At 42.1% G+C, this 17,615-nt stretch carries 18 protein-coding genes; 9 read left to right on the forward strand and 9 right to left on the reverse strand.

Annotation, left to right across the window (positions count from 1 at the left end; all coding sequences use genetic code 11):
- Positions 1-90: 90 nt before the first annotated feature.
- The 3 genes from mobV to ONT19_RS13655 all read left to right on the forward strand — a co-directional run bounded on the left by mobV (position 91) and on the right by ONT19_RS13655 (position 2,700).
- Entirely contained in the window at positions 91-1,455 is a 1,365-nt protein-coding gene (gene mobV, locus ONT19_RS13645; RefSeq protein ID WP_254970822.1) for a MobV family relaxase, read from the forward strand.
- Between the two features lie 257 nt (positions 1,456-1,712).
- Positions 1,713-2,306: a C39 family peptidase gene (locus ONT19_RS13650; RefSeq protein WP_022328649.1), complete on the forward strand. Its 594-nt coding sequence runs from the start codon at positions 1,713-1,715 to the stop codon at positions 2,304-2,306.
- A gap of 10 nt (positions 2,307-2,316) precedes the next feature.
- Positions 2,317-2,700 carry a hypothetical protein gene (locus tag ONT19_RS13655; protein ID WP_106812876.1) on the forward strand — a complete coding sequence of 128 codons (384 nt, stop codon included), beginning with the start codon at positions 2,317-2,319 and terminating at the stop codon, positions 2,698-2,700.
- A 417-nt stretch (positions 2,701-3,117) separates the two neighbouring features.
- Here the strand turns inward: ONT19_RS13655 and ONT19_RS13660 are convergent, their stop codons facing one another.
- On the reverse strand, positions 3,118-3,930 hold the full coding sequence (locus tag ONT19_RS13660; protein WP_264953414.1) for an outer membrane beta-barrel family protein: 813 nt from the start codon (positions 3,928-3,930) through the stop codon (positions 3,118-3,120).
- On the reverse strand, positions 3,914-4,255 hold the full coding sequence (locus tag ONT19_RS13665) for a hypothetical protein (protein ID WP_151200580.1): 342 nt from the start codon (positions 4,253-4,255) through the stop codon (positions 3,914-3,916). Before ONT19_RS13665 ends, ONT19_RS13660 begins: the two co-directional genes overlap by 17 nt.
- A 261-nt stretch (positions 4,256-4,516) precedes the next feature.
- On the opposite strand from ONT19_RS13665, the gene ONT19_RS13670 reads away from it, so the two are divergent.
- From ONT19_RS13670 to ONT19_RS13680, 3 genes are all read left to right on the forward strand, one after another.
- A complete protein-coding gene (locus ONT19_RS13670) occupies positions 4,517-4,684 on the forward strand; it encodes a KilA-N domain-containing protein (RefSeq protein WP_228113722.1) in 168 nt (55 codons plus the stop codon).
- 136 nt (positions 4,685-4,820) lie between these two features.
- A complete protein-coding gene (locus ONT19_RS13675) occupies positions 4,821-5,444 on the forward strand; it encodes a hypothetical protein (protein WP_264953111.1) in 624 nt (207 codons plus the stop codon).
- Between the two features lie 332 nt (positions 5,445-5,776).
- On the forward strand, positions 5,777-7,903 hold the full coding sequence (locus tag ONT19_RS13680; protein WP_215651284.1) for an outer membrane beta-barrel family protein: 2,127 nt from the start codon (positions 5,777-5,779) through the stop codon (positions 7,901-7,903).
- A 161-nt stretch (positions 7,904-8,064) separates the two neighbouring features.
- On the opposite strand, the gene ONT19_RS13685 is transcribed toward ONT19_RS13680, so the two are convergent.
- The 5 genes from ONT19_RS13685 to argR all read right to left on the reverse strand — a co-directional run bounded on the left by ONT19_RS13685 (position 8,065) and on the right by argR (position 12,787).
- Positions 8,065-9,207 (reverse strand): aminotransferase class III-fold pyridoxal phosphate-dependent enzyme, encoded by a 1,143-nt coding sequence (locus ONT19_RS13685; protein WP_153137781.1) that lies wholly within the window; start codon positions 9,205-9,207, stop codon positions 8,065-8,067.
- Between the two features lie 109 nt (positions 9,208-9,316).
- Positions 9,317-10,318, reverse strand: coding sequence for an N-acetyl-gamma-glutamyl-phosphate reductase (argC, locus tag ONT19_RS13690; protein WP_117662207.1), 1,002 nt, complete (start codon positions 10,316-10,318; stop codon positions 9,317-9,319).
- Between the two features lies 1 nt (position 10,319).
- On the reverse strand, positions 10,320-11,522 hold the full coding sequence (locus ONT19_RS13695; protein WP_118254421.1) for an argininosuccinate synthase: 1,203 nt from the start codon (positions 11,520-11,522) through the stop codon (positions 10,320-10,322).
- Positions 11,523-11,595: 73 nt separating this feature from the next.
- A complete protein-coding gene (locus tag ONT19_RS13700) occupies positions 11,596-12,207 on the reverse strand; it encodes a GNAT family N-acetyltransferase (protein WP_117587359.1) in 612 nt (203 codons plus the stop codon).
- A 91-nt stretch (positions 12,208-12,298) separates the two neighbouring features.
- A complete protein-coding gene (argR, locus tag ONT19_RS13705; protein ID WP_006847530.1) occupies positions 12,299-12,787 on the reverse strand; it encodes an arginine repressor in 489 nt (162 codons plus the stop codon).
- A gap of 331 nt (positions 12,788-13,118) precedes the next feature.
- Between argR and ONT19_RS13710 the strand changes: the two genes are divergently transcribed.
- The 3 genes from ONT19_RS13710 to ONT19_RS13720 all read left to right on the forward strand — a co-directional run bounded on the left by ONT19_RS13710 (position 13,119) and on the right by ONT19_RS13720 (position 15,173).
- On the forward strand, positions 13,119-14,447 hold the full coding sequence (locus ONT19_RS13710; protein ID WP_118081929.1) for an inositol-3-phosphate synthase: 1,329 nt from the start codon (positions 13,119-13,121) through the stop codon (positions 14,445-14,447).
- Between the two features lie 127 nt (positions 14,448-14,574).
- Positions 14,575-14,970 (forward strand): hypothetical protein, encoded by a 396-nt coding sequence (locus tag ONT19_RS13715; protein ID WP_153137780.1) that lies wholly within the window; start codon positions 14,575-14,577, stop codon positions 14,968-14,970.
- A gap of 17 nt (positions 14,971-14,987) precedes the next feature.
- A complete protein-coding gene (locus ONT19_RS13720) occupies positions 14,988-15,173 on the forward strand; it encodes a hypothetical protein (RefSeq protein ID WP_147347520.1) in 186 nt (61 codons plus the stop codon).
- A gap of 566 nt (positions 15,174-15,739) precedes the next feature.
- Here ONT19_RS13720 and ONT19_RS13725 read toward each other — a convergent pair.
- Together ONT19_RS13725 and ONT19_RS13730 are read right to left on the reverse strand one after the other, a co-directional pair.
- On the reverse strand, positions 15,740-16,498 hold the full coding sequence (locus ONT19_RS13725) for a Bax inhibitor-1/YccA family protein (RefSeq protein ID WP_264953112.1): 759 nt from the start codon (positions 16,496-16,498) through the stop codon (positions 15,740-15,742).
- A gap of 122 nt (positions 16,499-16,620) precedes the next feature.
- The gene (locus ONT19_RS13730) at positions 16,621-16,938 is read right to left on the reverse strand and encodes a hypothetical protein (RefSeq protein WP_264953113.1); all 318 of its coding nucleotides are present in this window, start codon (positions 16,936-16,938) and stop codon (positions 16,621-16,623) included.
- Positions 16,939-17,615: the final 677 nt, after the last annotated feature.

Here is a 17,615-nt window from a genome sequence, read left to right on the forward strand (position 1 = left end):
GCAAAGGGGCATCCCCTTTTGAAACCCCGTGAGCCATGCGCAGGACGCAATGCGGCAAGCGGATTTGTACAACTCAAAAACAAGTTTATTATGGGACATTTCAGTTTGGATTTCAAGAAGGCAAAGGGCAGCTCTGACGCAAGGGAGTCAGACCACATAGAGCGCAAGGTGATACCCGACAACGCTGACCCTACGAGAACTCACCTCAACCGTGAGCTTGTCAAGATGCCGAGCGGTGTGTATGGTCGTGACGAAGCCATCGCCCACCGCATCAAGACGGCAGGCATCAAGCGCAAGATAACCAATGACCAGGTGAGGGTGATTAGAACCGTGCTGTCTGGAACGCACGAGGACATGATGAACATCGCAGCCAATGATCAGCTTGACGATTGGTGCAACGACAGCTTGAAGTGGTTGCAGGACACGTTCGGCAAGGAGAATGTCGTGTCGGTGGTTCTCCACATGGACGAGCACACGCCACATCTCCACGCCTCCATCGTTCCGATAGTGACTGGCGAACGGAGAAAGGCGAAGAACAAGACAACGGAAGAGGGCAAGCGGACATACCGCAAGAAAGCCAATGTCGTGAGGTTGTGTGCCGATGATGTGCTCAACCGTGACAAGATGGTTGGCTATCACGACAGCTATGCTGAAGCCATGGGCAAGTATGGCTTGAAGCGAGGTGTCCGTGGGTCGGATGCGAGGCATACCTCCACGGCACAGTATTACCGTAACATCAAGCGAGAGACGGAGAGACTTCAAAACTGCATGAAACTGCTGCAATCCGATGTGGAGGAAGCAGAGCGACTTCTACAACAAACCAAGAGTGAAATCAGCACGGAGAAGCTACAGGCTGCTAAGATGGAAGCCAAGACAGCCTTTGTGTCGAAGATTGGTTCTCTTTTAGGTAGTGGAAAATTGAAGGAGGTGGAGCAACACAACCGAAAGTTGTGCGAGCTTGTGACAAACCGAGAGCAATACATTGACGAACTCCATGAGAAAATACAGCGAATGGAGGACAGCCACACCCAACAACTCGGCGAGATGCAACAGAAACACCAAGCAGAGGTCGTAGATTTGAAAAGCAAGCACTCCACGGAGGTAACGATGCTCAACAACATCATCCGCAAAGCCAAGCGTTGGTTCCCGATGTTGGAGGCATACTTGCAAATAGAAAGTTTGTGCAAGAGGATAGGCTTCACGGCTGAACAAATTAGTGTGCTCCTTGCTGGAAAGGCACTCAACTTTAGCGGTTCACTCTATTCCGAGAAGCACAGAAGAAAGTTCAATGTGGAGAATGCAGAAATCAAGGTGTTCTCTGATTCTACCAAACCGAACCAATTGTTTCTGTGTATCAATAGACAGCCTATTGTTGAATGGTTCAAGGAGCAATGGAATATCTCAAAAGATAGAAGAACCTTAAATCCGAAGATAAATAAAGAAGAAAAAATCTAAAGACCTGAGCAACAAAAAGTTGCTCAGGATTTGGATATGTCAGAAAAATCACGCTATCTTTGTAGCGTCAAAATTTAAAAAGATATTTCTAGGCAAACAAAGATATATTGTTAAAAAGGATAAATAATTTTAATTTTTCAACACTTAAAATATTTTTTTTGTAAATTTGCAAAAAAATATAGAATCTTGTAGGTTTAAAAATGGTTGCTACAAGTGCAAGAATTGAATGACGAAACCATTTGGAAAGGAAAATGTATATGAAGATAAAACATTTGTTATTTTTTATTCCTGTGACTTTTTTGGTCGCATGTGAAGGGACTGATTTAATCGAGCCAGACAATGTGTCGAAAGAACAGATTTCCACTCAAATAATTTATAACCCGACAAAATATTCAAAACAAAAAGGTGATGTCTTTGTCAAAAGTAGTTTGCCAACAACAATGGCAAAGCAAATACCTAATGCCTGCGTAACATCAATTATGGAGTATGCAAACAATAAAGTTTTTGGTGGAACAGTAAATGAGGGAGCGTATATTCTATATTATACACAAACATATAATTCAAATCCTTTGATTGATGGTGTTTCTTTGGATTATATCGAGCCTTTTGTAACACATTTCTTTAAAACTCAAACATTTACAAATTATAAGTCTGCAATAGATGCCAAGCATCCCGTCATGACTGATGTAAATAGCCAAATAGAAAGCTCTGCCCATAATGTGTTATGTGTAGGATATAACTCCAATACGGGTGCTGCTATTTATATGGACCCTGAGCTTGCTTGTATGTACTCAGTTAATGCTGGGTATTTTTTACAAGATTATAATATAGTATTAACAGGTATAAAGTAATTAAATAAATATGAAGTTAATTTTTAAATATTTTTTTATTTCTCTATTGTTCCTAAATGGGCAATTAGTTCATGCACAATCATTTAAAATCGACAGCTTAAAAGGTAAAAAATGGGAGTTGCAATTGCCAAAAGGAAAGTCTTATACTTCGAATCTTATATTCAAAGATACGACATACACAACTAGTTTCTCCTTTAATGGACAGACTCATACTATAGAGAAGCCATACTTAATACAGCAGGAAAACGTAGAAACATTTTATGTTATTTTTCCATCAGAAGGAAAGGGTACAAAAACTTTCCCTGTTAAGTTTAAAGTTTTAGAATTTACCGACAAGTTGCTAAAATTGCAAAATACAACAACAAATGTTGTAAATACGTATTTCGCAAAATAAACAACTAGTAGATTGTAAAGTCTAAAAGTTTAGTAAGGCACGTGTGATATTTCATCAATCATCAGTATGTGACGAACGACGTTTTACTCAACTTTTAGACTTTACAGACTACTAGTAAGACCGTGCTTTTTGCAACATATTACTCTGTTTGATATTTTTTGTTTAATAAAATTCTTAGATTCATTATTTTTTTTGTATTTTTGCAGCCGAAAAGAGTTGTTAGGCAGCAAACGTATGCAGATTGCAGAATTTAGAACTGTTGCTAAATCATTACCTCTGTTGAGGTGAAAAACTCATAAATAGTTCATTTTTAGCTATTCGGCTGATTTTAGCGTAATTTTATCAGAAAAAAGAGCAGTTTATAGACGATTTTTTAAGAAAGTATGCTTGTTTACTGACGATTTTTTAAGAAATTCGCTAGTTTACTCCCATTCTGGAAGTATCCACGTCCTTGGTTCTCTTCTCCTTGTACTTGCCTATCTTATAGATGATGGAGATGGAGGCAGATGCCCAATCTTGCTTGATGTTCATGTGGTAGTCTTGATTGCCTTGTACTGATTTTGTAGAGAATCCCTCGTTGAAGATGTTGCTGCCTTTAACCACAATGCTCCATTTATCATTATCGGAAGCCCATCTCAACATAGCAATCAAGAGAAAGACTGATTTGATGTCATAGAGTCCTTGAATGGCTTTCGACTGATAGAATGGGTTAAGTATGAAATGGATGTGATGGCTTCGGCTAAGCTGGGCGGATAGATTTCCGGCAAGAATGGCAGAGATATGTTTGCGATTGAAGGGCAAGTCAAAGAAATCGTTACTCTTGTCATGTCTGTAGATTCCTGTTGCCGAAACACTTCCATTCATCCAATTGCCTATACCGAAAGTCGTCGATGCTCTAATGCCTATAGTATGGTTATAGTCGAAATTGGTCTCCTTCATTATGACTGCCAGGTGGTCGGTAGTCTGATAAGGCAACTGCACAGAATAGTTGGGTTGGAACTCTGCAAATGCCATCAATGTATGGCGACTTTTGATTGTCCACATCAGGTTGGTCTCGTATGTAGAGTAAGGCTTGAGATGAGGATTTCCCCATATCTCCATATAGGTAGAGGCATAGTAAATGCTGCTCATAGTTGACCAATAGCTAGGAAACTGTGAGCTGGAACTGAAGGATAAGTTGAGTTTGTTGCCAGGATTGGCTTTCCACGATGCATTAAGAGTGGGATTGATCGGCGGTGAAAAGCCATTTGTCTATTACCTGCTTGCTGTTTGTGTATAGAATACGCTCTTCGTCAAGCATTGTTCCTTCCAGATATTGCTGGCTGGGGTTTTGGTAGTTGAGATAGGATATGCCTATTTGTAGTCCAAAGGGCAGGTTGTAGCTGGCATCTACATTGTGCAGGTAAATATGCTCATTGCCCTGTTGCTGGGATGTGTTTGTTCCCATCGTTTCATGATGAAGATGGCTGCTATCCCATTTTCCTGTATATGCCAGGGATAGCTGGTGGTTATCAGCAATGGCATAACCCAGTCCCATGCGATAGTTGTGAATCAATCCAAGGGCCTTCTGCGAGGTCTTGTCATTATACGCTACTCGTTTCCCTTGAAGCGGATATTTATAGTCTTTGCAATCTTAATACTACAATAAACGTGCGCCAATGCTATAACAACCGTTAAAAACCAAGTCTTATTTCGAAATTTCATCCGTTTTTTATTCTTTTGTTCTCATTTTAGCGATATTTTTCGTATATTCGCATTCGCAATCGGGAAACCGACAACGCAAAAATCTAAAAATGAATGCAAAAACAAATATCTTATGGCAAAGATTATAGTAAGAAACCAAACGATAAAGACGCTAACCAAGGATGGTGTTGATTACATCTGCATTACCGATATAGCAAGGCAGAAGAATCCCGTTGAGCCCAAAGATGTGGTAAAGAATTGGTTGCGTTCCAAAAACACCTTGGAGTACTTAGGACTTTGAGAGCAGTTGAACAACCCTAATTTTAAAGGGGTCGAATTCGCCCCCCTGAAAGAAGCGGGCTCGAATGCTTTTACGATGAGTCCGACTCGATGGGTGGAACTAACCCATGCTTTAGTATTATTAAATTTTATCAACTATGAATAGTAAGAATTTATACTTTACAATCTTCTCTTTAATCCTTTTAGGATTTATCTCTTCTTGTGCAGAGAATAGTAATAAGTGTAGTCCTTCTTATGCAAGCAACATAGAACAACTTAATGAAAAGTTATATGATTCTTATGCAAATGTTGCAGTAAGGGAAAACAACACAACATCTGATGACATAATAACACCAGAATATTTTGGAGGCTCATATGTCAAGGCAAATAAACTTATTGTCATGGTCAAAAATGGAAGTCCAAAAGGAATAGAAGATATAAAGAAAAGACTAGGCACAGATTTAAATGTGACATTTGTATCTTGTACTTATTCTCTTCAAGAATTAAAAGAATTAAACGCTAAATTGCAAGTATCTTTTGCTAAGAAAGCTGCATTGCGAGACGAAATTGGGTGGGTTGCTGTTGGTATCAGACCTATTCAAAATAGAATTGTCGTATATTTGAATAATGCTTCTAATAAAAATATCTCTAAATTCAAGAATGAAATTTGCAATTCAGATAAAATAATTTTTGATCAGTTGGAAATAGAGCCAATTGAAATACAAAAAGATACAGCAAAAGACAGAAAAAGTAGGAAGTCCCTCATAAAAGTGTATGGATAACTCGAAAAGTCCCTCATAAAAGTGTGTTAATCTTCTAAAAAGTCCCTCATAAAAATGTGATATATTTTGCTATCTCATCGTTTTTCTGTCTTTTGCTGCTAGAATACAATAATAATACCATGAATATATTAAGGAGATGGTGTAGCATCGTAACCTTTTTGATGGGTTTTCTGTCTAATAACTAGACAGCCGTGTCAAGTATTTAGACAGGTCCTTTTATGGACTTTCTTTCTATATATTCTGATAATCAGTCGTTTATGTTTTTGGCATAGCCGTTGCCTTGCTATTTTGCAACAAATAAGAATAGTAACAACATAAAGAATAGTAAAAAAATGAAAAGACTTGCGTTAGTAGCATCCTTCTGTGGCATTGCCATAACACAGATGATGGCACAGAACATCAACGGCGAACAGATTTCCGACACGACCCTATTTGATAAGTTCTCCAAAGAACTTGGCGAAGTGGTGGTGAAAGCTCATCTTCCTCAATATAAGAAGACCCACGAAGGACTGCTGACCAATGTGGCAGGAACTGTGCTTGGCAAGATGGGTACGGCAGAAGATGTATTGAAGCATGTTCCGAGTATCGTGAAGAAGAAAGATGGATATGAGGTGGTCGGCAAGGGTACACCTATTATATATATCAACGGCAGGAAGATGCAAGACATCAGTGAGTTGGATAACATCAAATCTTCCGACATCAAGAGTGTGGAAGTCATCCAGAATCCTGGAGCCACCTACGATGCTTCGGTAAATGCGGTAATCAAAATCAAAACCATCAAGAAGAAAGGCGAAGGCTTCGGCTTTGATACTCGCTCTGTGTATTGGTACAATAAGCATGACAATACCATCCAACAGGTTAACATGAACTATCGTCATAATGGACTGAATCTCTTTGCCACTTATAAGTTCTCTGATGCAACATGGATGCAAAAGGCCTCCTACGAACAGACTGTACATGTAGATACGCTTTGGCAACAGCATAACAACAACGAAGTAACAGGTCGTATAGAATCGCATCGTCTTATCAGTGGTTTTAGCTATGATTTCAATGCCAATCATTCCATTGGTGCGAGATACACCTTGACCTCGCCAGGCTATTCTCGCTCAAAAGATTTTTTCGATAGTCAGGTAACTGCCGACGGTAAGTTTTACGACTATATCAAAACCGATGGTCTGACGGTCGACAAGAACAACCCTAGCCATCAATTGAATGCCTACTACAACGGCATTTGGGGCAAGACCACTATTGACCTGAATACCGACCTCTATTTCAGTACAAACAGGGCTTATGCCTATAGCGATGAACAGAGCCAGGAGCACGATTCTCGTAACATCAACTCCAAGAATCGTGTGAGCAATAAGATGGTAGCCACCAAACTCGTAATTACCTCTCCTCTCTTAGGAGGTAATCTCTCCTATGGAGCTGAGTATATCCATACCCGTCGCAACGATGACTACGAAGTGAATCGCACCGACCTCCTCGCCAACTCTTATAGCAAGTTGGAGGAGCAGACGGCAAGTCCATTCATCCAATATGCGCACCTCACCCCGATAGGAAACATCACGGCAGGATTGCGATACGAGTATGTAAGATTCAAGTATTATGATGCAGGCATCTATCAGCCCGAGCAGAGTCGCTCCTTCCGCAACCTCTTTCCTACCATCAGCTATGGTGCGAAGATAGGCAAGGTAATGGCACAGTTGAGCTATTCGGTAAAGACCTCTCGTCCTTCATATAGTCAACTGAGCAACAATGTATCTTATATGAATCGATTTACTCGCCAGACTGGTAATCCTTATCTCGACAACGAAACCAATCACAGAGTGGAATTATCGGGTGTATGGAAGTTCATCCAGTTTATGGTCAACTACAAGGACTCTCGCAATGCCATCATCTATTGGGCAGAGCAAATTCCTGAGGACGAAGCTATTACCATGATAAGTCGTAAGAACGTGAAGAGTCTCAAGAGCATGACCGCCTACATCAGTGCCGCTCCAAAGATAGGCATTTGGGCGCCACAAATCAACTTGGGCATGCAGAAGCCCTGGTTCACCCTCCATACTGATGTGGCATCTTATCGCTTGAACCGTCCTATCTTCATGGGCAACTTCAACAATGCCTTCTCCTTGCCATGCGGCATCACCCTTAACGTGGATTATCGCTATCAGAGCAAGGGTAACACGATGAACGTATATCTTGCCAAAGAGCAGCATGTACTGGATGTCAGCATCAGTAAGTCATTCCTAAAGGATGCCCTTACCTTGGAAATAAAAGGCAACGACCTGCTTTATAAATGTTGGGATGCCGACTTGCTCTATAACCAAAAGATGGAACTCTTGCAAGTATCTAAGCGAGGTACTAGAGACCTGCAACTCACCCTTCGCTATAAGTTCAATACCACACGTAGCAAGTACAAGGGAACTGGTGTCGGTAATGCAGAGCTGAATCGACTATAAATATCTTTTATTACTTTTATTCGAAAGTAGAGACATTTAAGATGATTTCCTATAAGGGGAACAAAAAAGCAGCAAACCGCAAAGGGCTTGCTGCTCACGATAGGAGTGATTCCTATTTCTTTTATGGGTTGAGTTTTCTTTATATTCTTATCTCAATGGGTTTATACTTCCTTCAATACAGTTTCCAATCTTTCGATGAAGTCATCCACATTCTCCTTGGTCAATACCAATGGAGGGAGGATACGGAGGATGTTGGTGCCGGCGCAACCGGTGAAGCAGTGCTGCTCGTGGATGAGCTTGCTGCGAACTTCCTTGTGAGGAATGTCGAGTACGGCGCCTACCATTAAACCACGGCCACGAACCTCTGTGATGTGGCTGTTGCGCTTCTGCAACTCCTTCAGCTGGGCGATGAGATATTCACCAACTTCATGCGCATTCTGTACCAGGTTCTCCTTCTCAAATACATCGAGAACGGCGAGAGCGGCAGTACATGCCAGGTGGTTGCCACCAAAGGTTGTACCCAACTGACCATATACAGGAGTAAACTCTGGAGAAATCAATACGCCACCCATAGGGAAACCATTACCGATACCCTTGGCTACGGTGATGAGATCTGGCTTGATGCCCAACCACTGGTGTGCAAAGAACTTACCGCTTCTGCCATAACCACACTGGATTTCATCGCAAATCAGGAAGGTGCCGTATTTCTTGCAGGCTGCCTGCAAGCCCTGAGCAAACTCAGGAGTTACCATGTTGCAACCACCTACGCCCTGAATAGCTTCGATGATACAAGCACATACATCGCCCTTGGCAAGTTCCTTCTCCCAAGCCTCCAAATCGTTGATAGGAAGATAGGTTACGTGACCATTATCATTGATAGGAGCGATGATCTTTGGATTATTTGTTACCTCTACGGCAAGGGATGTTCTGCCGTGGAAAGCCTTCTCTATAGAAAGCACGCGGGTTCTTCCGTTGGTGAAAGAAGCCAGCTTCAAGGCATTCTCATTTGCCTCGGCACCTGAGTTGATGAGGAAGAACTGATAATCTTCATAACCGCTTATCTTGCCCAGACGCTCTGCGAGTTTCACCTGCAACTTGTTGATGACAGAGTTGGAATAGAAACCCAGATTGTTCAACTGGTTGGTGAGCATCTCCACATAATGAGGATGGCAATGACCGATGCTGATAACGGCATGACCGCCATAGAGGTCGAGGTATTCTTGACCCTTGTCGTCCCATACCTTGCAGCCCTTACCTTTTACAATATTAATATCGAAAAGAGGATATACGTCGTAAAGTTTCATGTTAAATCTATGTTTTAAGAAAGACAACTCATAGAGTTATCTTATTACAAACTATTTTTTATGATAGAAGAACGAATGATTTTTCATCCGTTCTTCCGAATTCTTTTATCTAAAATGCTGATGGCTTGAGTTTCAAACCTGCTGTCTGGTCGAGACCAAACATGATGTTCATGTTCTGAACAGCCTGACCTACGGCACCCTTCAGAAGATTGTCGATGCAGGAAGTAATCAGGAGCTTATCGCCATACTTATCCACATGAACCAGGCACTTGTTGGTATTCACCACCTGCTTCAGGTCGATTGCCTTATCCACATAGTGAGTAAACTTGGCATCCTTGTAGAACTCCTTGTAACCTGCCACGATTTCCTCGATAGGCTTGTCGGTCTTTACCACTTCTGTAGCGAAGATACCGCGGGCGAAGTCGCCACGGTAAGGGATGAAGTCGATGGCTGCATCGAGATAACCCTGTGTCTGCTTCAGACTCTCACGAATCTCTGGTACGTGCTGATGGTTGAATGCCTTGTAGATGCTCATGTTGTTGTTGCGCCATGAGAAATGGGTAGTGGCGCCTGGCTTCTGACCTGCGCCGGTGCTGCCTGTAATGGCGTTGACAGATACATCGCTGTTGATGAGGCCCATCTTAGCAGCAGGCAACAAACCAAGTTGAATGCAGGTTGCAAAACAACCTGGGTTTGCCACGTGCTGAGCTACGGCTATTTTTGATTCATTTATTTCTGGAAGACCATATACAAAATCGTGAGCGGCTGGGGTTGGCTGCTGGGTGGCAACCACAGTCTCTGGGGCCAGACGGAAGTCCTGTGCCAAGTCGATAATCTTCACGTTCTCCGGAACATTGTGCTCCTTTAGGAACGCCTCGCTCTTGCCATGACCGAAGCAGAAGAAGATAACATCTACCTGGTCGAAAGGCATCTCGGCGGTAAACTTCAAGTCGGTCTCGCCATACAATCCCTCGTGAACCTCAGCCACCAGGTTGCCGGCGTTACTCTCGCTGTTGGCGAATACAATCTCTGCCTCTGGATGGTTGATAAGGAGGCGAATCAACTCACCTCCTGTATAACCAGCTGCTCCTAAAATACCTACTTTTACCATATTATCTTTCCTCATTAGGGTGCATACCATAATAAACACGGAGTGGGGTAGAGCTTACCTTGATGAAGCCCTTTGCATCCTCGGCTGTCCAACCGTGCTGCATCTCACCATACTCACCGAGCTTAGACTTGGTCAAATCGTCTGGTGAATCGACACCAACAGTCTGGAAACTGTATGGACGGAGTTTCAGGATAGCTGTACCGTTTACGTTGCGCTGAGAAGAAGTCAGCATCGCTTCGATATCCGGCATTACTGGCTCCAGGTACTGACTCTCGTGGAGGAACATTCCGTACCAGTTGCCTACCTGATCCTTCCAATACTGCTGCCACTTGCTCAATGTGCTCTTCTCCAACAGGCGGTGAGCCTCGATGATGAGCTTAGGAGCCGCAGCCTCGAAAGCTACACGACCCTTGATACCGATGATGGTGTCACCCACGTTGCAGTCGCGACCGATGGCGTAAGAAGCACCAATCTCCTCAATCTTCTGGATGGCAGCAATCTTATCATCAAACTTCTCGCCGTTGACAGCCACAATCTCACCCTTCTCGAAGGTAATCTTCAGTTCAGCCTCTTCTTCCTTGGCAGTAACGTGCTTCAGGTAAGCCTCCTCAGGAAGACCCTGGGTTGGGTCGAGAATCTCACCGCCGCAGATACTGGTTCCCCAGATACCTACGTTATAAGAATACTTCAACTTGGTGAAGTCTGCAAAGAAGCCGTGCTCGTTCAGATAATCAACCTCCTCCTTACGAGAAAGCGCCTTGTCACGAGTCAATGTGATGATCTCTACACCAGGAGCCATAACCAGGAAGGTCATGTCGAAACGAATCTGGTCGTTGCCGGCACCTGTACTTCCGTGAGCGATGGCGTCAGCACCAATCTCCTTGGCGTAACGAGCGATGGCGATAGCCTGGAAGATACGCTCAGAAGATACTGAAATAGGGTAGCAGTTGTTGCGGAGCACATTACCGAAAATCATGTATTTCAATGATTTCTCGTAATATTCGTGGGTAACATCGAGAGTGACGTATGCCTTGGCGCCCAACTTATATGCGTTCTCCTCGTTGGTCTTCAACTGCTCGGCAGAGAAACCACCTGTGTTAGCGCATGCTGCATAAACATCCCAGCCATCCTGGGTCAACTTCATTACTGTGTATGATGTATCGAGACCGCCGCTAAAAGCGACTACAACTTTTTTATTTGCCATTTTATTTTATGTTTAATATGGATGAATAATATTTAGATGGCATTCTTGCCAACACCTTATTATATATAAGGATTTAGATTTCTGCAGAAGGACCGTCAATCTTGCGGATTCTCTCAATCACTTCCTGAGGAAGCTTGATAGGCAGATGCTCCTCTGGGTCGAAGAGCATGGCGGTGCAGATGCAGTATTTGCGGTTGGTACGATGGAGGACATCCACGTTGATGCAACCCTCGCAACCACGCCAGAATGACTCATCATCGGTCAGGTCGGCGAAAGTAACAGGAAGATAACCCAGCTGGGTGTTCATCTTCATGACAGCCGAACCGGATGTCAAAGAGAAAATCTTGGCATGAGGCCATCGCTGTCGGGCAAGCGTAAAGGTCAGGTTCTTGATACGCTTAGCCAATCCCAAACCACGGAAGTCTGGGTGAACGATCAAACCTGATGTGGTAACATAGTGCTTGTTGCCCCATGTTTCGATGTAGCTGAAACCTGCGAACTTTTCGCCCTGGAGTGCGATGACCGCCTTGGCTTCGCGCATCTTGGTGGCAACATACTCTGGTGAACGCTTGGCGATACCAGAACCACGCTTCTTTGCAGCTTCTGCAATTGTAGTCAGAATGGTGTCGATGTACTTGATGTGACTTTCGTCAGCCACCATTACTTTAACTTCTGCTTCTTCCATTTTTTCTCTTCTATCTTAAAATGTTTTTGTTTTAATATTCTTTCTTTATATATATAATAAGGTGCATGTTTTGCATAAAAATTCAACCACCTTATACATATTTATGGTGAACGTCTGGAATTACCTCTGCTAGTGCATTGATGATTTCCTCTTCTGTGGTACCTTTCTTTTTAACCAGGAAGATCGTGTCGTCACCGGCGATGGTTCCAAGAATTTGAGAAATATCACTATTGTCTATGTTATAGGCAATGCTGCTTGCATATCCCGGACGTGTTTTGATCACGACCATGTTCCCGGAGAAGTTGATTGATTGGAATCCGGTATTCACCATCATCTTGCTCACTGGAATATGGTTTGATACTCTCTTATATAATGTATCGTTGGGCAGGACATACGCATATTTTCCACTCGAAGATGCTGCCTTTGCTACTTTGAGCAGTTTTAAGTCACGGCTCAATGTAGCTTGCGTAATCTTAAAGCCTTCTTTGTGAAGAGCCTCCAAAAGTTGGTCTTGCGAACTCAACTCCTGACTTGATATAAGCATCTTCAAAGTTTCCAATCTGCTATTCTTTGCCTTCATATGCTGTATTTTTATTCGTTTAACGGCTGCAAAATTACAATATATTTTGTAAATAACCAAATAAAATGAAAGAAAAATGCATAAAATAACATTATTTTGTCTTTTGTTATGCATAAATATGGAATAAATATGCATGTATTACCTTCTTTCATACAAATATTTTACACTTGGCTTTTGATGCAGAATAGCCTTTTTATCCATTTTAAGCTAATTATTGTAAATTATTGAAAAAAAGTCTACGAAAACCACATCGGTTCAATTAGTTTTTGTTATCTTTGCAGACACAATTCTTAGATTATAATCAACTTAATATAAAATAAACCTCTAGAAGATGGAAAAAATGAATGTTAAACCAGCAGAAGGTAAGCTGGGAATCTTGGTTGTTGGTTGTGGCGCAGTAGCTACTACCTTCATGACCGGTGTTTTCATGACTCGTAAGGGACTTGCTAAGCCAGTAGGTTCAATGACTCAGTACGACAAGATTCGTGTTGGCAAGGGTGCAGACAAGAAATATTTGCACTATAAGGACATCGTTCCTCTTGCAGACCTTAATGATATCGTATTCGGTACTTGGGATGTTTATCCGCAGAATGCTTATCAGGCAGCTATGTATGCTGAGGTATTGAAGGAGAAAGATATCAATCCTGTACGCGAGGAGTTGGAGAAGGTAGTACCAATGAAGGCTGCTTTCGACAAGAACTATGCAAAGCGTCTTGATGGCGATAATGTGAAGGATTGCAAGACCCGCTGGGAGATGGTAGAGGCTCTTCGTCAGGATATCCGCGACTTCAAGGAGAAGAACGGTTGTGCCCGTATCGTTGTTATCTGGGCAGCATCTACCGAAATCTACGTTCCTGTAGATATGGAGATTCATGGTACATTGGCAGCACTTGAGGCTGCAATGAAGGCTGACGACCGCCAGCATGTAGCTCCATCCATGTGCTACGCTTATGCTGCTTTGACAGAGGGTGCTCCTTTCATCATGGGTGCTCCTAATACAACTGTTGATATTCCTGCTATGTGGGAACTCGCAGAGAAGACCAAAATGCCTATCGCCGGTAAGGACTTCAAGACAGGCCAGACTCTTGTCAAGAGTGGCTTCGCTCCTATAATCGGTACCCGTTGTCTCGGCTTGAATGGCTGGTTCTCTACCAATATTCTCGGCAATCGTGATGGTCTCGTTCTCGATGAACCAGCTAATTTCCATACCAAAGAGGTTAGTAAACTCTCTACTCTTGAGACAATCCTGAAACCGGAAGCTCAGCCAGATCTCTATGGTCATGGTAACGATGAAGATACTCAGTACTATCACAAGGTACGTATCAACTATTATCCACCTCGTAACGATAACAAGGAGGGTTGGGATAATATCGATATCTTCGGCTGGATGGGTTACCCAATGCAGATTAAGATTAACTTCCTCTGCCGTGACTCTATCCTTGCTGCTCCATTGCTGCTCGACCTTACATTGTTGAGCGATCTTGCAGCTCGTGCAGGCCGTTTCGGAATCCAGCGTTTCTTGAGTTTCTTCCTCAAGGCACCTATGCACGATTATACTAAGGGTGAAGAGCCTGTGAACCATCTCTACCAGCAGTACACGATGCTGAAGAATGCTATCCGTGAGATGGGTGGTTACGAGGCCGATGAGGAAATCGACTAATTAGGTTATTTCATTTAATACTACACCTTATTATATAAGGCATTAATTTATATCATGGCACACCTTTGGAATGTTAGAATATCTTTCCATAGGTGTGCCTTTTTGTTTATTTATATAGAAAGTAGACATGGATTCGGTAACGAGCTTTATTTATGGTATGAGCATGATGTTCTTCTCCATGATGGCTTTCCTGTTTTGGAGAAAAGGAAAGGAGATGCTCTTTCGGATGATTATGTGGCTCATGATCGTGGTCGACCTGCAGTTGGTAAAGGACATGGTTTTCTTTCTGATTTATGGTTTTGACAACGAGCATGCGTGGTATCTTACGTCTTCGTTGGATACGATGATTATTCCGTTCTACAGCTTTGTGTTGATGGACCTGGTGAAGCCGGGCTGGTTCAGATGGCTGAAAGCTTTAATGCTGGAATTGCCTTTCCTCTTGTTGCCGGTGTTCTATATTTTTACCCATAATATCATCTGGTTTTATGTGCTTTCTGTCTGGGGAGCCATTTATGGATGCTGAGCTGTTTCGTTATTAAAGTGGATTACGACAATATCTATATGGTAAGCTCTCTGATACTCTGGATGCTGATAGATTATTTTGTTTATAGGCATGAGTCAGTGATAGAAGAGTTGAGCGATATTGAAATTGTACCGTTAGAGCAGAACGAAGTTGATGTTTCGGGGATGGCTGCTGAGGTGCAGCGGTTGTTCGAGGAAGATTAAATCTATCTCAATCCGAAACTGAAATTGTCTGATGTGGCGCTGGCTGCTGGTACGAACCGTACTTATCTGAGTCGCTATTTTAACCGGCAGAATGGGTAGACGTTTTATGATTATGTGAATACTTATCGTATATAATATGCAGAGAAATTGTTGAAGTCAACGAACTATCCTTTGCCGGAAATCGCCATCAAATCGGGATTCAATTCTATTTCTACGTTTAGAAGAGTATTTTTTTTGCCTCTTTTGGTTGCTCTCCTAATAAATATAGAGTAAATGCATAAGTTGTTGGTGTATAGGTAGTTTATAAAAATCAGCGGCACACTGAAAAATGTCAAAAGACACTTTTTGTCTATTTGAAACTTATTTTTACTATTTTGAAACCATGGTTCTCGATTTTTTTCTATCTTTGCACCATAGAACTTTTTGAAGAGAATATAACTCTAGCATTTACCTTTTCTAGGAATTAAAAAAAATAAAGGTTGGCCAACCCGTTGAGGGCAAGCCAACCTTTCTCGTTATGTATGTTATTCTTTGTTTTTTTACTTTATTCCCGGTTCTCGTTTTCATTATTCCTTGTTGCTGCTTCCGAAGATGCGGAGCAAGTAGAGGAAGAGATTGATAAAATCGAGATACAGGGTCAAGGCTCCGATGAGTGCCAGTTTCTGTGCGCCCTCGCTCATGTCGTATTGTGTCTGGAGCATCTGCTTGATTTTCTGACTGTCCCAAGCGGTCAAGCCAACGAAGATGGCTACGCCGGCGTAACTCAAAATGTAATCAAATCCCGAACTCTTCAAGAACATGTTTACTATGGTAGCAATAATCAGACCAATCAGCGCCATGAAGAGTATTTTTCCTAAAGAGGTCAAATCCTTCTTGGTTGTGTAACCATAGAAAGCCATTGCTCCAAATGTGCCGGCTGTAATAAAAAATACCTTGGCAATACTGGTCATCGTATAAACTACGAATACGGATGAAAGCATGGCACCATTCAAAACCGAGTAGACGATGAAGAGTAGGGTGGCCGTAGTCAGGGAGAGTCTCTGTAGGGCACCAGTAATGATGAATACCAGGGCGAGCTCTGCGATAATCAGGCCAAAGAGCAAGCCGCGGCTTGTCATCAAGGTCATCAGCAGGGTAGGACTGCTAGCCACACCATAGGCAGTAACACCCGTAATCAGGAGAGCTAAGGTCATCCATGTATACACTTTGCGCATCAAAGCAGAGAAAACACCGCTTATACCTCGCTCTTTCTCATTAACAGCAAAGCCATTGCTCTGCTGGTTGTTCTGACTATTTATCAGATTGTACATTTCCTTTTCTGTCATAATTCTATTTTCTTTTGTTATTTATGGTCTATTGAATAATATAATAAGCGCAAAGATAATGCCAATTATTGAAACGAACGATAATCTCTGCGCTTTATTAACATTTATTCCGTAATTTTACGTCATTCATTCCTTTGTTTAAGGGCTATCTTCTTTACGGCTATCTGTTTTCCGCCTCGTGTTACCTCTACGGCTACAGTCCCATTTATTGGTGTGCGAAGCTGTTCTGTATCAGATTTTGCCTGTTTCTGAAGCGCCAGGACACCTGAGGCTCCGTATATTCTGATGATGTCGTTCTGTTTCAGCCCCTTTATCTGGATATGATAGTTGCCGCTAGGAACAATGGTGATGTCTGACTTCATGTCAGTCTCCTTGCGATTGAAACTGATCTGCCATTGCCATCTTAATCTCTTATCTTCTCTTTCTTCTACCAGTCTCATACGCTATTCGTTTTATTTCGAATGCAAAGATACGTCTTTTCCGTTTTCTACCTATGCGATTTGTGCGATTTGCGTGGATTCGGGAAATAAAGTGCGAAAAAATCATGGAATCATTCGGCAGAATATCTCCGAAGGATAAGAACATAACTCCGAAAGATAGCAAAATATCTCCGAAGGATAAGAAAATATCTCCGAAAGATAGCAGAATATCTCCGAAGGATAAACCAAGATGACAAATGTAGGTACTCCGATGACGAAGATATTGAAACTGGGTTGTGGCAACGAGGTGAAGGGTGAAGGGTATATTTTAAATCTTATATTATATTCTTTTTTAGGGTTTTTCCGATTTTTGACCCTAGGGTACCCCTTTAATTTTCCCTTGCCGCGCGTATATATAAAAAAGAGTTTTCAAACCTTCACCCTTCACCTTTTTATTTAACGTTTTATGTGTCAAATAGTTATAGGTGAAGGGTGGTGAAGGGTGTTTCTTGCTTTTTTATAAACATATTTTAAGAATCCACTCCGTTTTTACATATTTTAAGCGTTTATTTTCGATTCCGAAATGGGTATCTTTTTTAGAGAGTCCTCTTTTTTTTATGATTTCTTTCTGCAGAAACTCCTAAAATCCCAGCCTAATCGGTATCCCTGATGTATAATCCGTTAAAATATTATCAGCG

Source organism: Segatella copri, from assembly GCF_026015625.1.
GTDB lineage: Bacteria > Bacteroidota > Bacteroidia > Bacteroidales > Bacteroidaceae > Prevotella > Prevotella copri_H.

What these genes read in the sequence shown, in the direction of transcription:
- ONT19_RS13680 (WP_215651284.1), top strand. Translation starts at nt 5,777, where the DNA reads ATGAAAAGACTTGCGTTAGTAGCATCCTTCTGTGGCATTGCCATAACA.
- ONT19_RS13710 (WP_118081929.1), top strand. Translation starts at nt 13,119, where the DNA reads ATGGAAAAAATGAATGTTAAACCAGCAGAAGGTAAGCTGGGAATCTTG.
- ONT19_RS13685 (WP_153137781.1), bottom strand. Translation starts at nt 9,207, where the DNA reads ATGAAACTTTACGACGTATATCCTCTTTTCGATATTAATATTGTAAAA.
- ONT19_RS13715 (WP_153137780.1), top strand. Translation starts at nt 14,575, where the DNA reads ATGGATTCGGTAACGAGCTTTATTTATGGTATGAGCATGATGTTCTTC.
- ONT19_RS13730 (WP_264953113.1), bottom strand. Translation starts at nt 16,938, where the DNA reads ATGAGACTGGTAGAAGAAAGAGAAGATAAGAGATTAAGATGGCAATGG.
- ONT19_RS13695 (WP_118254421.1), bottom strand. Translation starts at nt 11,522, where the DNA reads ATGGCAAATAAAAAAGTTGTAGTCGCTTTTAGCGGCGGTCTCGATACA.
- ONT19_RS13650 (WP_022328649.1), top strand. Translation starts at nt 1,713, where the DNA reads ATGAAGATAAAACATTTGTTATTTTTTATTCCTGTGACTTTTTTGGTC.
- ONT19_RS13700 (WP_117587359.1), bottom strand. Translation starts at nt 12,207, where the DNA reads ATGGAAGAAGCAGAAGTTAAAGTAATGGTGGCTGACGAAAGTCACATC.
- ONT19_RS13655 (WP_106812876.1), top strand. Translation starts at nt 2,317, where the DNA reads ATGAAGTTAATTTTTAAATATTTTTTTATTTCTCTATTGTTCCTAAAT.
- mobV (WP_254970822.1), top strand. Translation starts at nt 91, where the DNA reads ATGGGACATTTCAGTTTGGATTTCAAGAAGGCAAAGGGCAGCTCTGAC.
- ONT19_RS13725 (WP_264953112.1), bottom strand. Translation starts at nt 16,498, where the DNA reads ATGACAGAAAAGGAAATGTACAATCTGATAAATAGTCAGAACAACCAG.
- argR (WP_006847530.1), bottom strand. Translation starts at nt 12,787, where the DNA reads ATGAAGGCAAAGAATAGCAGATTGGAAACTTTGAAGATGCTTATATCA.
- ONT19_RS13675 (WP_264953111.1), top strand. Translation starts at nt 4,821, where the DNA reads ATGAATAGTAAGAATTTATACTTTACAATCTTCTCTTTAATCCTTTTA.
- argC (WP_117662207.1), bottom strand. Translation starts at nt 10,318, where the DNA reads ATGGTAAAAGTAGGTATTTTAGGAGCAGCTGGTTATACAGGAGGTGAG.
- ONT19_RS13670 (WP_228113722.1), top strand. Translation starts at nt 4,517, where the DNA reads ATGGCAAAGATTATAGTAAGAAACCAAACGATAAAGACGCTAACCAAG.